Source organism: Mesobacillus jeotgali, from assembly GCF_031759225.1.
In the GTDB taxonomy this organism is placed as follows: domain Bacteria; phylum Bacillota; class Bacilli; order Bacillales; family Cytobacillaceae; genus Mesobacillus; species Mesobacillus jeotgali_B.
This window is the reverse complement of record NZ_CP134494.1, coordinates 1,500,991-1,517,974: the sequence shown is the minus strand read 5'-3', so window position 1 is coordinate 1,517,974 and position 16,984 is coordinate 1,500,991. Positions and strand designations below refer to the sequence as shown.

At 41.8% G+C, this 16,984-nt stretch carries 16 protein-coding genes; 4 read left to right on the top strand and 12 right to left on the bottom strand.

What is annotated here, in order from left to right:
- Positions 1-85: 85 nt before the first annotated feature.
- Positions 86-568, bottom strand: a complete 483-nt coding sequence (tnpA, locus tag RH061_RS07475) for an IS200/IS605 family transposase (RefSeq protein ID WP_311075067.1) — start codon at positions 566-568, stop codon at positions 86-88.
- Between the two features lie 168 nt (positions 569-736).
- On the bottom strand, positions 737-1,408 hold the full coding sequence (locus RH061_RS07470; protein ID WP_311075065.1) for a YkyA family protein: 672 nt from the start codon (positions 1,406-1,408) through the stop codon (positions 737-739).
- A 246-nt stretch (positions 1,409-1,654) separates the two neighbouring features.
- Between RH061_RS07470 and RH061_RS07465 the strand changes: the two genes are divergently transcribed.
- Complete coding sequence (locus RH061_RS07465; protein ID WP_167831891.1) at positions 1,655-1,780, top strand: YjcZ family sporulation protein; 126 nt, start codon at positions 1,655-1,657, stop codon at positions 1,778-1,780.
- A 106-nt stretch (positions 1,781-1,886) separates the two neighbouring features.
- Positions 1,887-2,441: a peptide deformylase gene (gene def / locus RH061_RS07460; RefSeq protein WP_311075063.1), complete on the top strand. Its 555-nt coding sequence runs from the start codon at positions 1,887-1,889 to the stop codon at positions 2,439-2,441.
- Positions 2,442-2,550: 109 nt separating this feature from the next.
- On the opposite strand, the gene RH061_RS07455 is transcribed toward def, so the two are convergent.
- Positions 2,551-3,321: a Cof-type HAD-IIB family hydrolase gene (locus RH061_RS07455; RefSeq protein ID WP_311075061.1), complete on the bottom strand. Its 771-nt coding sequence runs from the start codon at positions 3,319-3,321 to the stop codon at positions 2,551-2,553.
- 711 nt (positions 3,322-4,032) lie between these two features.
- Between RH061_RS07455 and RH061_RS07450 the strand changes: the two genes are divergently transcribed.
- Positions 4,033-4,245, top strand: a complete 213-nt coding sequence (locus tag RH061_RS07450) for a DNA-dependent RNA polymerase subunit epsilon (protein ID WP_311075060.1) — start codon at positions 4,033-4,035, stop codon at positions 4,243-4,245.
- Positions 4,246-4,248: 3 nt separating this feature from the next.
- The gene (gene rnjA / locus RH061_RS07445) at positions 4,249-5,916 is read left to right on the top strand and encodes a ribonuclease J1 (RefSeq protein ID WP_311075058.1); all 1,668 of its coding nucleotides are present in this window, start codon (positions 4,249-4,251) and stop codon (positions 5,914-5,916) included.
- Positions 5,917-6,000: 84 nt separating this feature from the next.
- Here rnjA and RH061_RS07440 read toward each other — a convergent pair whose 3' ends face one another.
- The 9 genes from RH061_RS07440 to cbpB form a co-directional block, all read right to left on the bottom strand.
- Positions 6,001-6,954 (bottom strand): DUF4349 domain-containing protein, encoded by a 954-nt coding sequence (locus RH061_RS07440; protein WP_311075056.1) that lies wholly within the window; start codon positions 6,952-6,954, stop codon positions 6,001-6,003.
- Between the two features lie 125 nt (positions 6,955-7,079).
- Entirely contained in the window at positions 7,080-8,897 is a 1,818-nt protein-coding gene (locus tag RH061_RS07435) for an ABC transporter ATP-binding protein (protein WP_311075054.1), read from the bottom strand.
- Positions 8,898-8,978: 81 nt separating this feature from the next.
- Positions 8,979-10,727 carry an ABC transporter ATP-binding protein gene (locus RH061_RS07430; RefSeq protein WP_311075053.1) on the bottom strand — a complete coding sequence of 583 codons (1,749 nt, stop codon included), beginning with the start codon at positions 10,725-10,727 and terminating at the stop codon, positions 8,979-8,981.
- Between the two features lie 450 nt (positions 10,728-11,177).
- Positions 11,178-11,633 carry a TlpA family protein disulfide reductase gene (locus RH061_RS07425; protein WP_311075051.1) on the bottom strand — a complete coding sequence of 152 codons (456 nt, stop codon included), beginning with the start codon at positions 11,631-11,633 and terminating at the stop codon, positions 11,178-11,180.
- 68 nt (positions 11,634-11,701) lie between these two features.
- Entirely contained in the window at positions 11,702-12,826 is a 1,125-nt protein-coding gene (locus RH061_RS07420) for an N-acetyldiaminopimelate deacetylase (RefSeq protein WP_311075050.1), read from the bottom strand.
- 60 nt (positions 12,827-12,886) lie between these two features.
- Positions 12,887-13,597 (bottom strand): 2,3,4,5-tetrahydropyridine-2,6-dicarboxylate N-acetyltransferase, encoded by a 711-nt coding sequence (gene dapD / locus RH061_RS07415; RefSeq protein ID WP_214741335.1) that lies wholly within the window; start codon positions 13,595-13,597, stop codon positions 12,887-12,889.
- 145 nt (positions 13,598-13,742) lie between these two features.
- The gene (locus RH061_RS07410; RefSeq protein WP_311075049.1) at positions 13,743-14,636 is read right to left on the bottom strand and encodes a transcriptional regulator CcpC; all 894 of its coding nucleotides are present in this window, start codon (positions 14,634-14,636) and stop codon (positions 13,743-13,745) included.
- Between the two features lie 144 nt (positions 14,637-14,780).
- Positions 14,781-16,286, bottom strand: coding sequence for an MDR family MFS transporter (locus RH061_RS07405; protein WP_311075048.1), 1,506 nt, complete (start codon positions 16,284-16,286; stop codon positions 14,781-14,783).
- A 132-nt stretch (positions 16,287-16,418) separates the two neighbouring features.
- A complete protein-coding gene (cbpB, locus tag RH061_RS07400) occupies positions 16,419-16,865 on the bottom strand; it encodes a cyclic-di-AMP-binding protein CbpB (protein ID WP_167831902.1) in 447 nt (148 codons plus the stop codon).
- Between the last annotated feature and the right edge of the window lie 119 nt (positions 16,866-16,984).

The window sequence follows — 16,984 nt, the reverse complement described above, 5'->3', positions numbered from 1 at the left end:
TTACTGACCAAACCCTAAAGGGCTACTGAAAGGTTCGCCAATTGTACTACTTCTACTGGCCAGACCTAAAAGGCCTTCTCCCCTTCTAACTTCGTTTCTTTTTCTTCACTTCTTCTCCTGTGAATGGATCAATGTATTCCATCATCGTTAATTGCTCTGCGACTATATCATCTTGTATTTGATTTCGAATGTAATCTTCTATTACCTTTTTGTTTCTTCCAACGGTATCGACATAATAACCTGTACACCAGAATTTTCGATTTCCATATCTGTATTTCAGGTTTGCGTGCCGATCAAATATCATTAAACTACTTTTTCCTTTTAAGTAACCGACAAATGAGGAGACACTTATTTTAGGCGGTATACTCACTAACATATGTACGTGGTCCTTACAAGCTGTCGCTTCGATTATTTCTACACTTTTTCTTTCACATAATGTGCGTAGTATTTCTCCAATATCTTTTTTGATTTTCCCATAAATGATCTGTCTCCTATACTTTGGGGCGAATACGATGTGATACTTACAATTCCAGGTAGTGTGTGATAAACTGTTATTGTCTTTAGACATAGGACTTCCTCCGTGCAGATATTTTTGGTTGGCGAACCAAAAAATATTTTAGCACCGTGGGGAAGTTTTTTTAATACCACGCTGAAAGCTTTTTGGAACCCCAGGCATAGCCCGGGGTTTTCATTTCCACAACAAAAAGCCGCTTTGATTAAAAGCGGCTTCCCTTTATTATTCTTTTTCAGAACTCACTTCAATTCCAGCACTTTTGTAAAAATCCATTTTTTCTTTATTATACTGGTCAGTCTTATCATTGAATTCCTTATTGTCATTTAAGACCGTTTCATAAACTTCATTCACTTTATTGATTTGTTCTTCGAGTTTTTCAAAGCTTAATTCTTTATCTTTTAGCATTCCATATAGCTCTTTGTCATATTGAAGCCCTTGTTTATAGTTTTTGTAGAGCTTCTCGTGGATAGCATATCTTTCTTTCATAGTCGATTGCAGTCCAGTTGCCTGCTTCTTAAGGTCAGCGTCATCGATCTCATCTATGATAGCATCGACATTCCCAAATTCCTTTTCAGATTCATCTATACTTTCTTTTTCTTTTTCAATATGTTCTTCGCGTTTGTCAGCTATAGCCAATGCCTCATCTGCTAGCTTGACAATTTGGTCGTATTCCTTCATTCCTAAAGAAATGATCTGCTCGTAAATTTCTTTTTCTTTCTTTTCCAGCTCTACAAGAGGATCTTGCTGATCTTCAAACCCTTTTTCGATTGAAACAACCTTCTCAAGAGCTTCAAACATTTTTTCCTCCGGTGATTGCTTGTCCAGACACCCTGCTAGACTGAAAACTCCAGCCATCATAATAATAGCTAAACTTATTTTTTTGAATATGGACAAAATAAAAACCTCCTCATTGATACCAATTTTACTATAGCGATTGCGACGAGATTTGACAATAGATATGAAATTTCGCAGGATTAATTGCAGGAATTGAAGTGGCGAATACTTGTCCTCTCCCTATATATATACATACCTCTGGCTGTTTATGCTTTAGGCTTAAGCCTATACCTAAATTTTTCTGTTGCATAGGCTATAGCAATCGACCGATTTACGGGCGAAAAACACATTTGAGGAGGTTTCCTGATGTACGGATACGGATATGGATGCGGTTATCCTGTTGCAGGAGCAGGCTATGGCAATGGATTCGCTTTGATTGTCGTGTTGTTCATCCTTCTGATCATTGTTGGCTGCGCCTGCTGGAAGTTTTAAATGATGAAAGAGGGAGGTTATATACCTCTCTCTTTTGAATTTTTCTAGTTAACTTTTTAGTGGGCATTTGTTAGACTAACATTATTACATACTAGAGGTGAAGTTTATGTTGACGATGAATGATATCGTCCGTGATGGTCATCCCGTGCTCAGGAAAGTCGCGGAAGAAGTTTCAATACCCCCTTCACAGGAAGATAAGGCAGTGCTTGAAAGCCTGATTGAATATGTTAAAAACAGCCAGGACCCTGAAATTGCCCAAAAGCATGGACTTCGACCTGGTATCGGCCTTGCTGCTCCACAAATAAATGTTTCGAAAAGAATGATTGCGGTTCATGTTAGCGATGAAAAGGATAACTTGATCAGCCATGCTCTTTTCAACCCGAAAATCATCAGCCATTCAGTAGAACGTTCCTACCTTTCAGCAGGTGAAGGATGCCTATCGGTTGATGAGGCGATCCCAGGGTATGTACCGAGATATGCAAGGGTAACGGTAAAAGGGATTGACCTTGAAGGAAATGAAGTGAAGCTGCGCCTAAAAGGTCTGCCTGCGATTGTATTCCAGCATGAAATCGATCATCTGAATGGCATCATGTTTTACGATCATATTAATAAACAAGATCCATATGCTGAAGTTCCTGATGCAAAACCAGTGGAAAGATAAGCTGCACACAACGAAATGTTGCAGTCAAAAAAGGCCGAATCCTTAGCGATTCGGCTTTTTACTTTCCTAAAATGGTATTCATCATCTAGACAGTTTCTCTAGTCACAATCTAAATCAATTTCAATTCTTTCAATCCGTGCCAGATTCCGTCGTCATCTACATCCTTCGTAACCATATTCGCTAGTTCCTTCAATTCTGGGACGGCATTACCCATCGCGACGCCATTTGCTACTGTCTTGAGCATTTCAAGGTCATTCAGTCCATCACCGAAAGCGTAGACATCTTCAGGCTTGAAACCTAAACGGTCTACCATCTTTTTAATCCCTTCCGCTTTGGAGCCTCCTGCAGGCAGGATATCAACAGAATAAGGATGCCATCTGATAAAAGTGAATTCAGGATAAGCTTCACGGTAATATTCTTCTTGTCCTTCTTCACAGAACAGAAGAGTCTGATAGAGGTCACGTTCAACATAAAAACGGTCGTCATGCTCTGGGTGCGCAAACTTAAGTCCCCCGAGGCTGGTTTCAATGTAGTCATGCTGCTTCACTGATGATTTCATCTTCTTATGATTCATGAATACGACCGGATGCCCCTTTTTAGCCGCTTCAAAATAAAGTTCTTCTATCTTGCCGTTATTCAAAGGGTTCTGGTAAATTGGCTCTCCTTCAAAGACAACATATTGGCCGTTAAAGCTTACAAAAGAGTCTATGTCCAGTTCTTTTCTCAAGTATTCGAACATAAATGGTGCTCTGCCCGTTGCAATGGCTACGAAAACTCCATTTTCTTTTAAAGTCTCAATTGCCTCTTTTGTAGAGGCTGGGAGGTTTTTATCGTGGTCCAATAGTGTTCCATCGATATCGAAAAATACGATTTTGCTCATGATCCTTCTCCTTTGATGCATTTTTAAAAGCAGGTTACATCAATATTCAAGGCTGCTTCATACCCTTAGTCCTTCCCGACAAAGCAATCAGAATATAAATGTACAAAAGTCATTTAAAAATTATTATGTAAATGAGTAGTCTATCAAATTCCCATGTGCGTGTACAGAAATAAGAAATCAAAATCTGTGTCTAAGCAATGACAATTTATGTCATTCCATCAATATCCATGAAAAAATTTGCTATTTCATCATATAATATAAACAAAAAGATAGGATTTTGAAAAATAATCTTTCCTAAACTTTTCCTTGTTTACTTTACTTTGGACAAGGATAGTTTAAAATAGGAATTAAGGAGATGATCCACTATGTTAAAGAAGCTAAGAAAGAAGCTTTTAAAACAGTGGAAAGATTTGCTTCGAAAAAAAACAATCGCTTAACTTTTTGAGCCCTTCAAACTTGCGAAGGGCTCCTTCCTTATTGTAAATTGGTAAATAGCAGAAAACATGGCACGATTGATAATAACAATGGTAACATTGTTAATTTTTATATATGGCTAAATTCGTTTATTATTTTGACAGAGTTATGCTTTACCTGCAAATTTGTACGTTTACCTTTTGTATATCCCAGACCGGGAATTGCGTAATCTGCAAAATGTTTCATCGAAAATTGCCTATACAATAGAAAAAGTTAATTTAAGGAGAGAGATTTTTCATGATTTTTAAAGTTTACTTCCAGGAATCCAACAAGCAAGTTCCAGTTCGCGAAAAAACAAAAACCATTTATGTAAAAGGTGACTCTGAAAGAGATGTACGGACAAAAATAGCTGATCGCCAATATAATATTGAATATGTCGAGGCAGTTGAGGGTAACTATTTTGAGTACGAAAGACAAAAAGAAGACTTTGAAGTATTGGAGATCGAATAATTTATGAAATTTGTTAAAAATGACCAAACGGCCGTTTTTGCGCTTGGTGGTTTAGGCGAAATCGGTAAAAACACATACGGGGTGCAGTTCCAGGATGAAATCATCTTGATTGACGCTGGAATCAAATTCCCTGAGGATGAATTGCTGGGGATTGATTACGTTATTCCTGACTATTCGTACCTTGTAAAAAATGAAGATAAAATCAAAGGACTATTCATTACACATGGCCATGAAGACCATATTGGCGGCATCCCCTATTTGCTGAGAGAAATCAACGTCCCAATTTATGGCGGCAAGCTTGCATTGGGCTTGATCAAAAACAAGCTAGAAGAGCACGGTCTATTGCGAAAAGCGAAGCTGATCGAAATCAAGGAAGACGACATCATCAAGTTCCGTAAAACTTCGGTCACATTCTTCAGGACAACACACAGTATACCTGATTCATATGGTGTCGTCGTGAAAACACCTCCTGGGCAAATCGTCCACACGGGTGATTTCAAGTTCGATTTCACACCAGTTGGTGAACCTGCCAACCTGACTAAAATGGCTGAAATCGGCAAAGAGGGTGTCCTCTGTTTGCTATCGGACAGCACTAATGCTGAAGTACCGCACTTCACAATGTCTGAGCGCCGTGTTGGTGAAAGCATTCATGATATTTTCCGAAAAGTGGATGGACGGATCATTTTCGCCACATTCGCATCCAATATCCATCGCTTGCAGCAGGTAGTCGAAGCTGCAGTCGCAAATGGAAGAAAAGTCGCTGTTTTCGGCCGAAGCATGGAATCAGCCATCAATATCGGACAAGAACTAGGGTATATTACTGCACCGAAGGATACATTCATCGATGCACAGCAAATCAACAGACTCCCTGCCAATCAGGTTACAATCCTTTGTACTGGAAGCCAGGGCGAGCCTATGGCCGCTTTATCAAGGATTGCCAACGGAACACATCGTCAGATCCAGATTCAGCCTGGCGATACAGTAGTGTTCTCATCTTCACCTATTCCAGGGAACACAATCAGTGTTAACAGAACGATCAATATGCTCTCCCGTGCAGGTGCCGATGTCATCCACGGTTCATTAAATGACATCCATACTTCCGGACACGGTGGTCAGGAAGAACAGAAATTGATGCTTCGCCTGATCAAACCAAAATACTTCATGCCTATCCATGGTGAGTACCGTATGCAAAAAATGCACACAAAACTCGCTACCGATTGTGGAGTACCTGAAGAAAACTGTTTTATTATGGATAACGGAGAAGTTCTTGCTCTTGGGGACAATGAAGTGGGTGTTGCCGGTAAGATCCCTTCTGGGAATGTATATATTGATGGAAGCGGTGTTGGCGACATCGGGAACATTGTTCTTCGCGACCGACGAATCCTTTCCGAGGAAGGCCTCGTCGTTGTTGTAGTCAGCATCAATATGAAGGAATTTAAGATTGCTGCGGGTCCAGACTTGATTTCGCGTGGATTTGTCTATATGAGAGAATCTGGCGACCTGATCAATGATGCCCAGAGCCTGATCAATAAGCACTTGAATAAAGTAATGGAAAGAAAAACAACTCAGTGGTCAGAAATCAAAAACGAAATCACTGATACACTTGCGCCTTTCCTTTATGAAAAAACAAAACGCCGCCCAATGATCCTGCCGATCATTATGGAGGTTTAATAGAAAAGCCGTTGCGATTATGGTCGCAACGGCTTTTTCCTGCTTTGAATTAAATTTCAATCAGGATCCTGGCACCTCTTTTCTTTAGCTATTGGAATCCACGTTATTATTTTGCCTTCGCAAAGCTTTCTTTCTAACAAAATAAATGACCGCTGCTACCACGGCTCCTACGATTAAGAGAATTGGCAGGTTTCCAATAAAGAATACAATGATCCCTGAGCCAGCTGCCAGCAAGATATTGATATTATCTGCGAACTGCTTTTTGATTTTCTGCCAGGTATTGAGGCTGTCATTGTCTATTTTCGGAACAGGCACTTCATTTTCCTGCAGGGTAATGGTCACCGTAGAAAGTGCAGTCTGGTTTTCGAGGAATTTCTTCCTTCCGGCAATTTGTTCAATTTCCTCCTGGACATTGGCCAGGTCAGACGAAATTTTCAACAGGTCCTCCGTTTTCTGAGCCTGCTTCATGAAATCCAGCAGCCTCCCTTCAACAGCTTTCTTGGACTTTAATCGTGATTCAAGGTCTACATACTCCTCCGTAACGTCCTGACCGCTAACACGGCGATGATTAACTTGAACAGATAAACCCTCAGCCTCACTCAAGAAAGCATTAAAATGCTCCTGAGGAATCCTGAAAGTCATCGTACCGCTTTGCTGTTCTCCATCAAAACGATTTGAATCAGACTGTACAATATAGCCATTATAGGCTATTGCTTTTTGCTCAAGGGCATTGCGCGCTTTTTCAAAGCTCTCCACCCTGATATCCATTTCTGCATTATAGATGACCATCCGCTGGGCTGCCGTATCGTCTGCCTTTAGCTCGGACTGTTCCTCTGCTTTTGATTTCTCTCCGGCAACAGCGTTATCTTCTTCATTTTCCGAAAAAGCAATATCATCACTTGAATTTTCCATGTCAGCAGCAGAATTCATATCACCTTCAGAACTCATCTTGCTACTGTCATCCTGTGACATCCCCCCGCTGCAGCCTGCCAGCAAAAGGACGAACAGAATACCCATAATACCTATCTTTCTCAACAATGAAAGGCCCCCTTAAAGCACGTCTATTTATCAATTGGACGGTTACTCTGCTAAAAAGTTACAGATTGGCTGAGAAACCAGTTTTGCTTCAGCTTCGAAAAAAAAGCCTTCACAAGGAAGGCTTTTTACACTGCATCAAGCATATTGAATTGTGCTTTAACAAGATCATGGTATTCTCCCTGAAGATCCATCAATTGATCATGATTGCCTCGTTCAATGATCAGGCCATTCTCCAGCACGAAGATATTATCCGCTTCCCGGATGGTCGAAAGTCTGTGGGCAATGATGATCGCCGTTCTGCCGTTCAACAGTGTTTTCAATGCCTTTTGGATTTTCACTTCTGTTTCAGTATCAATGCTGGCTGTCGCTTCATCCATGATCAGGATTCTTGGATTCGCAAGCAATGCCCTGGCGAAGGAAAGGAGCTGCCTTTCACCGACTGAAAGGATATTTCCCCTCTCTTCCACTTCTGTTTGATAGCCATTAGGGAGTTTCTTGATGAATTCTGACGCCCCTACAGCTTCGGCAGCCGCCTTTACTTCTTCCTCTGTGGCATCCGGCCGGCCAAAAAGAATATTATCGTAAATCGTCCCAGAAAAAATGAAGGTATCCTGCAGGACTATGCTGATATGTTTCCTAAGGCTGCCTATAGAAACCTCTTTTAAATCATGGCCATCTACCAATACTTTCCCTGAAGTAGGGTCATAGAACCTGCTGATCAAATTGGCGATCGTTGTCTTACCAGACCCTGTGTGGCCGACGAGGGCAACCGTTTGGCCAGCCTTCATTTCAAGATTGATTCCTTTTAGTGCCGTTCGCTTGTCATCATAGGAAAACACGACTTTGTCAAACTTGATTTCCCCTCGCATATCTTCAAGTTCGATAGCTTGATCCGCTTCAGAAACAATTGGTTTTTCATCAAGGAACTCAAAGATACGTTCTGATGAAGCCATCCCCATTAATAATTGATTATACACCTGTCCGAGCCTTGAAATTGGCTCCCAGAACATGCCAAGGTAAAACGCAAATGAGACGAATACCCCAATTGAGATCGTTCCATTCTGGATCAAGCTTGCTCCGTACCAAATCAAAACTGCCGTTCCAAGAGCATTGGTCAGTTCAACCATCGGACGGAACATCGCATTTTTCTGTGAAGCAGACTTCCAGCTCTGGAAGGTCTCATCATTGACTCCATCAAAAAAGGCCATGTTTTCTTTTTCCTGAGTAAAAGATTGTGTAACCCTGATTCCTTGAATGCTTTCATTCAAGTGGGAATTCAACTTGGATTGCTTCATACGCACATCCTGCCAGGAGCGTCGGATGTTTTTTCTCAGCTTTGTTGAGATCAAGAACATGATCGGTAAAATGATCATGATTGCCAATGTAAGCTGTGGACTTAGCGAAAACAGGATAAAGAAGATACCGATCAGCAAAACGATGTCCATCAATAAATTGATGACACCATTGGTGAATAATTCCTGGAGGGAATTGATATCATTCATGATTCTGACTAGTATGGACCCCGCTGAACGCTGGTCAAAAAAGCGATGAGATAGATTTTGCACATGTGTGAATAAATGTTTGCGCAAATCATAAATGACATTCTGGCCTAATTGATTCATCCAGCGAATCCTGAATATATTTGCGAAATAAGAAGCTGAATAAAGCCCTGCTATGAGTGCGACCAGCCAGAAAAGCATTGTGGCGTCCTTGTTTTTTACAGCTCTGTCAAGTGTGTAGATCCCAATCAAAATTGGGATCGCCAATCTTACTGCTGTTGTGATTAATACCATAGCAATCGACAGCGGAACTAGCGTCTTTTTGTATGGAAGCATATAACCGAAAAGCCTTGACATTTGTTTCCAGTTAAAAGGTTTATCAATAACCTGGTCAGTAGAATAATGGAACCTTTTTAAAACTTGAGAGTTTTTATTCTTGCTCAAAACCTTCCCCCCTGTACATTGTAGATAACTGGTGCAATGACCAAAACGGCGAACAGATATTAACCATTTTCAGTTTCCATTTCAGCCAGTTTGCGATACCTTCTGGCGGTCTTTAAACTGAATATCATAGATTTTTTGATAGCTTCCGCCATTTTTGATCAGTTGTTCATGGGTTCCTCGCTCAGCAATTGACCCATTTTCAAGAACAAGAATTTCATCTGCATGCTTCAGGGAGGAAATACGGTGTGCGATGATGAAGGTCGTCCGTCCCTTCATGACTTCCATCAGCGCTTGTTGAATCTTGAATTCAGTTTCCATATCTACTGCGCTTGTGGCATCATCAAGGATCAAAATGCTTGGATTGACACAAATCGCCCTGGCAATCGCAATCCTTTGCTTTTGGCCACCAGACAACCCCATTCCTCTTTCTCCAAGAATCGTATCGTAGCCATCCGGAAGCTCCATTATAAAACTATGTGCCTGAGCCCTTTTAGCAGCAGCGATGATTTCCTCCATCGTGGCATCTGGATTCCCGTAAGAAATATTGGCCTTGATCGAGGAAGAAAAGAGGAAGGATTCCTGAAGGACAATTCCTATATTGCTCCGAAGCGAACGAATGGAATAATCCTTTATATCCCTGCCATCGATCAGTACCTGGCCAGCGACCGGTTCATAAAACCTAGTCATCAGCTGGGTAATGCTTGTTTTTCCTGAACCTGTCGAACCGATCAAACCAATGGTCTGCCCAGGCCGTGCTTTAAAGGTAATATCATATAATGCTTCATTTTCGTCATTTCCATAACGGAGGGTTACATTTTTGAACTCCACATCACCCGACAGCTTTTCAATCTGCAGTGCTCCACGCTTCTCTTCAATCTCCTCATCAGCTTCAAGAATTTCCAATAATCTTTCGCCCGATGCTTTCGATTGGGAAAATAGGTTCACAACGAATCCCAAGTTCATGATTGGCCACATGATGTACCAAACAAGACTGTAGAAAGCTACCAGCTCCCCTGGAAGCAAGGAGTCATTCATAACCAGGAAACCACCATATCCTAAGAGAAGGACGACACTCAGATTGCCCAAAAACTCCATTAACGGGAAATATTTAGCCCAAATTTCTGAAGTGAACAAATATTGGTCTTTGTAATTTCCATTCGATGCATTGAATCTGCCTATCTCATAATCTTCACGGGAAAGAGATTTGACCGTGTTGATGCCACTGATATTCTCCTGGACTTTAGTATTCAGCTTACCGAATGATTTACGGATTCCCCTGAACGCCGGATGGACTGCCCGGTCAAATTTATAAACAACAACAGCCAGGAATGGCAGCGTAGCTAGAGTCACAAAAGTCAATGAAATAGAATAATAGAACATGACTGAAAAACTAATTCCAATCAAAAGGACAAAACGGATTAATTCCGAGAAGCCAAAGCTGAGGAAAAAGCGGAATCCTTCCACATCGGCAGTAAGCCTCGACATTAAATCTCCGGTCTTCGCATTGTCATAGTATCGGAAGGATAAAAACTGAAGCTTTTCATAGAGCGAGTTTCTTAGCTTATAGACGGAATGGATCCCGAACAGGTCGCCTGTATATTGATAAACGTAAGTACAGATCCCTTTCACGACCATAGATCCCACAAAACCGGCAGCCAGGATCGGAATCAGATCATAGCGCCCCCCAATGACTGCTTCATCGATGGTAAGCTGCAGGATCATCGGATAAACGACTGTGATTGCCGTTACGACCAACATGAATAATATTGACCATATAAAATAATTTTTAAAAGGCCAATAATACTCCTTTAATTTTTTGAATGTCTCCATTCATTTCCCCCCCTTTGGAAAATTAGAGATCTTTAGGCGTTTTTCTTTCTCTGTAAAAGCTTAAAGGTCCCAGCAATTCGAAAAATTATGGAAAAGCTTAGTAAAAATAAAATGCACGTATACATTAATATATCGAGTTTCGAAATATTTTTCCAGTACTTTGTTAGAATTTTTTTATTTTTTTGTATATGGGAATTGTCTGATATTTACTGATAAGAGGAAAATTCGAAGGTTTGATTGGAAGAAACCAAATAGTTTGCAAACAAATGCCCGTTAGAGAAACTCTAACGGACAAACTCATGGTTTTATGAAGGAAAATGTCCATTAGAAGAGCTCTATCGGACAAATTTGGAATCATAATGAAGAAAAATGTCCGTAAGAAGCATCCTATCGGACAAATTCGGAATCTTTATGAAGGTAAATGTCCTTTAACAGACCCTCTAATCAACTCTATTCTTCTTTTTCCGTTTCTTCGAGGACTCGGATCACACGCTTTTCAAGCATCTTCAGCCCACTGCCGCCTGCCTGGAAATGCCTCAATTGACCGCTTCTGTCAAAGAGATAGTAGGCAGGGACATATTGGTTTTCAAAGGATCCAGTTAATTTAAGTTCATCATCAACGAAGATTGGCTGGGTAATCTGATGTTCTTCTGCGACCTGTTGGATTTCATCGATATTCTTGTCTTTTTCTGACCTGGGCATATGGACAGACATCACATTCAATTTGTCTTTATAATTGTCACGAAGTTCATTCACTGATGGCATCGCTACCTTGCATAGATGACAGCTGATTGACCAAAAATGGATCAATGTCGGTTTTTCACCAACCAGCTGTCCTCTAGTATACTCGCCATTGAGCCATTGAGTGGCTCCGGAAATTTCAGGCATAGGCTGGCGCAATCTCATATCGAACACCTCTTTATTGGAATGTCAGTTATAATCGGTCATTAAAGATGAATGACAAACCCAGTGATCTATTTACTTTTATACTTAATATAAGTAGTAAGAAGGTCAACTGCCGTCTTAATAGCATCCTCATCCGGATCCAGCTTTGCATGATGAAGTCCATGGTCTGAATTAACGCCGAGCCAGAACATGAAGCCAGGAATTTCTTTAAGCATATAGCCAAAGTCTTCTCCCGTCATTGCTTCTTTACAAACAATCACGTCGATATTCTCTTTTTCCTCAGCAAATGCGATAAAGTCACGTGCCAGTTCTTCATTATTATAGACTTGATGGTACATGGCTCCATAGTCGATCGACGTCCTGCATTGATAGCCGACCTCAACTCCCTTGACCAGTGCCTCAATTCTTTCCTTCACTCTAGCCATGGATTCAACAGACAGGGTGCGAATCGTTCCTTCAAGCCTTGCTGTTTCTGCGATGATGTTTTGCACGGTGCCTCCAGTGATCTTGCCAATCGTAATGACAGCACTGTCGAGTGGATCAACGTTTCTAGAAATAACAGACTGAAGCTGATTCACAAGAGCACATGCTGCGACGACCATATCATTAGTCTGGTGCGGATATGCCGCATGCCCGCCTTTTCCTTCAAGATCAATGAACAACTCGGATGTATTGGCGAAAAGCAGGCCTTCTCGTGTTGCAATCGTTCCTACCGGGTATTCAGGAGCAATATGCAAGGCAATGATCATATCTGGCTTCCATTCCTGCATGACCTCAGTCTTAAGCATTGGCTCGGCACCACCGGGCCCTTCCTCCGCAGGCTGGAAGATGAACAGCAAATGGTCATCAATCGGATGAGCAACGAAATAGGAAATCAACCCAAGAGCTATGGTCATATGAAAGTCATGGCCGCATGCATGCATTTGCCCATCGTGAAGGGACTTGAATTCCAAACCGGTTGCTTCTGTGATCGGAAGTCCGTCGATATCTGCTCTATAACCAATCGTTTTTTTGGGGTTCATTCCCTTAACCCTTACAAAAATCCCGGTCTTCCATGTCTTAATTTCCAGGGTGTCCTGGGGAAGTCTGCTTAAGTATTCAAGGAGATAAGCCTGAGTTTTGAACTCCTTGAAACCCAATTCAGGAATTTGATGCAAATCTCTTCTAATTTTAATGAAAGTATTAAAATCCATAGCGTTCTCTCCCTTACTAAAGAAAGCGCGGACCCAATATCCACGCTTTCTTTCTCCCTATTAAAGCTGGCGAAGCTCTTGCTTGATTTCAGTTTTTGATTTCGTTTTCTCATCGATTTCCTTGATGACGCGTGCTGGTGTTCCAGCTACAACTGTGTAAGGAGGCACATCGTCGATTACAATTGCTCCCGCAGCGACTACAGCACCCTTACCTACTGTTACGCCCTCAAGGACAACAGCATTTGCACCGATGACTACATCATCTTCAACAACAACTGGCTTAGCTGAAGGTGGCTCAATGACACCAGCAAGCACAGAGCCAGCACCGATGTGGCAATTCTTGCCGACAGTTGCACGTCCGCCAAGGACAACATTCATGTCGATCATCGTGCCCTCGCCTACAACAGCACCAATATTAATGGATGCACCCATCATGATAACTGCATTGTCTCCGATTTCAACCTGGTCCCTGATGATGGCACCTGGTTCAATACGTGCCTTGATATTTTTCATGTCCAACAATGGAATGGCTGAATTCCTGCGGTCATTTTCAATGACATAATCTTCAATTTTAGCCTGGTTAGCTTCGATTGCCGGGTTGATTTCAGCCCACTCACCGAAAATAACGCCAGTGTTGCCTGTGATGAATGTCTTGGCATTCTCGCCAAAGTCGATTCCTTCAAGATCACCTTTAATATATACCTTTACTGGAGTTGCTTTTTTGCTATTTTGAATAAACGAAATAATTTCGTTTGCATCCATCATCTTCATATACGTTTACCTCCAAATTATGTATGATTTGCCTCATCCCGCTAGCGTGATGTCTTTAATAGAATTAATCTATTTAAGCAAAACAGGGGAAACAGGCTTTTCTAAAAATTACTTTAACAAACAAAAGTTTTTAAAACAAGAAAAACTATTTATCGGATTCGTTCGTTTCAACTATATGTTCTTTGACGATATCAATGAAAGCCTGGACTTGCTTCAAACGGAAGGCAGATTCATACCCCAGAAGCCAGGTATCCCTTCCCAAAGGTTCATTGTTTTCGTCATGAAGCGGAACTTTAAAGATGTCTTTTTCCGCCCCGTTCAGGGTTATTGCCGGAAGAATTGCGTAGCCAATGCCGTTGAAGGTCATTTGTTTACAGGTTTCAATCTGGTCAACAATGATTGTTCTTTTCGGCGCTGTCTGGAATTGCCTCAACCACCAATCCTGTATTTCCTGATAATAATTCGAATCACTTTTAAACTGGATAAATGGCCTGTCTGTATCCAATACTTGTTCAGGACTCGTTATTTCTGTATCAACTAAATAAAGACTGTCCTTGAATAAGTGGATTTTGACACCCTTCCAATCTGGTGTGCCCCTGATGATCCCTATGTGCACCTGATCTTCATATAATGCCTTTGATATTTCACTGCTCCAGCCAGTCACAAGTGATATTTTCGCCTGGGGATAACGGTTAACGTATTTCTTTAAGACCTGGGGCAGCCAATTCTGTCCAACAATAGATGCTACAGCTATTTTAAGGGTTCCATACACCTCCGAATTAAATGCATGGATGGATTCCCTGGCTTTTTCTTCCCTGGCAATGGTGTCGTTGACAAATTGGATGACGACTTCTCCCGCAGGAGTCAATGTCAGCCCTTTCTGGGAGCGGAGGAACAATTTTGTCCCCCAATCCTTCTCAATCGATTGCAGTCTTTGGGATAAAGCAGGCTGTGAAACAAATAACCTCTCCGCTGCCTTACGCATATTCATTTCCTGCGCTAGCACAGACAATAGGTGGAATTCGGAAATTGATGACATAACTAGACCTCTTCATAAGTATTTCTTATATTATAAATAAAATTCTTGTCTATTACATTATAATATAGGCCTGGCTAGACATTGGCTTGTTGTTTTTGAACATATGGAATTTACGAAAAAGCATAAGAAGAAACTGCAGATCACTCACTCTGCAGTTTCTTCTTTTTTGGGTAAGAATAGGATGAACAGCAAACTGACGATAGCAAAAATGAAAACGACAATGTAAACCGAATGAAGTGCAGTCGTCAGTGCATCCTGAAGAATTGTCTTAAATTCCACCGTAAGTTTCATCCGCTCTGATTCATTGAGCAGGACATTCGCTGCATCTATCGAGAGATCCTGACCTTGGGCTCCATTGCTTTTCATGTAGCTCAAGATACTGCTATTCAATACCCCTCCAAGTAAGGCAGCTCCCACTGTATTTCCAAGGTTCCTCATGAACATATTGGCTGCGGTCGCAATCCCTCTTTGCTGCCAGGCAACAGTGCTTTGGATGGAAACAATGAATGCCGTACTAGTAAGACCCATCCCGACACCAACGAAAAACGACCCTGCTGCTGCCCACAAAGGTCCAGCTTCAGGTTTCAGGGTCACAAACAAAATACTTCCGAGTATCAATGCTGCACCGCCAAATAAGGATGTCTTGCGGTAGCCGATACTCAAGAGCAAACGCCCGCTGGCAGCAGATGCAATCGGCCATCCTATTGACATGGCTGTCAAGGTGAATCCAGCCACAATCGGTGACCTCTCCATGACTCCCTGTACAAAAGCTGGCAAAAAGCTTGAAATACCAATCAGCATGACACCCGTTGTCAAGGAAGTCATGTTGGCAATGAATATCGAACGTTCCCGCCAAATATTAAATGGCATCATCGGTTCTTCTGCCCTTCTCTCTTGAAGGATAAAGAGGATCAAGGTCAGCACGCTAAGTGTGATCAGGCCTAAAGTTTTAGGTGATGTCCACGGCCAATTCGCACCCGCTTCAACCAGGACAATCATCAGCGAACTTATGGCTACTGTAAGGAGAATTGCTCCTGGATAATCGATCTTATGCTTCTTTTTCTCAATATCTTCATGCAGGTAAAGCCAGAGGCCTGCGATTGCCAGGATTCCAAGTGGGACATTGATCCAGAAGACATACCGCCAGCTTGCATATTCCACCAGCAAGCCCCCAAGCGCTGGTCCCGATACAGCTGATATGCCCCATACACTGGAGAGATACCCCTGTACCTTCGCACGCTCTTCCCTGGAATAGATGTCCCCTACTATGGTAGTAGCGATCGGCATGACTGCACCTGCTCCAAAACCCTGTATGAACCGGTAGAGGATCAGCATTTCCATCGTTTCTGCCGTTCCGGATAAAATCGAACCGATCAAAAAAATGATAATCCCAAAAGTTAAAATTGGTTTCCTTCCAAATAAGTCCGATAATTTCCCATATATAAGGACAGTAACGGCATTCATCAGCAAATAAGCAGAGAAAACCCAGCTATATAAGGCAAAACCGCCGAGGTCACCGACAATTGCCGGCATGGCGGTAGAAACTATCGTGCCTTCAACCGCTCCCATAAACATGGCAAGCATGACTGTTGCCAGTACAAAAGAGCGTTTCGTTTCCTTCTTGTTCATTTTTTGTTCAGCTTGTCCCATTTACACACCTCTAAAAGAAAAGCGCAAGCGCCTTGCTCAGCCCAGACAAGCGCTGGAGCTGGCCAGTAGTCAAGTATTAGTTTCTCATAAAGTAAAAAATTCAGCCCCCGAATCCGGGAGCTGCCGATTTCTCTATTTCTTATTATACCTTTTAACTTGTTTGCTCAATTTCAGCAATACGGTCCGCCTTGTCAGGATACCCTCAAATATACCAGAGTCATCTTCTATGCAGAGAAAGGGGTGATCAACAAGAAGGTCTAATGAGGATATAAGGGTTGAGTGGATGTTGATTCTGGGTATTTTCGTGTTCATGGCTTCTTCTACTCGCTTCCTCTCAAGCTGTTCAAACTCGATTCTTTCGAGGCCGAGGATGGAATCCATTATGATCGGTGTACTGATTAAACCCATTAGACGATAATGAGGATCAAGAACGGGAATCGCAGTGTACCCGCTTTTCGTTAGAACAAGCAGTGCATGCTCCAGGCTATTGCCAACTTGGACATGTGCTACGCGTTCAGAAGGAATCATCAGGTCTTTAATTGACACTTCCAAAAACTCACCGCTGTAAAGACTAATCATGGCGAAAACTCCCTAAAATGGATTTCTTCTTTCCTTACCATTTTATCACAAAATGGAGGAAGAGGCTTTTATTTAGTTTACTGCTTATAAGCGAGGAAATAAAAAGGGACCTCAAATGG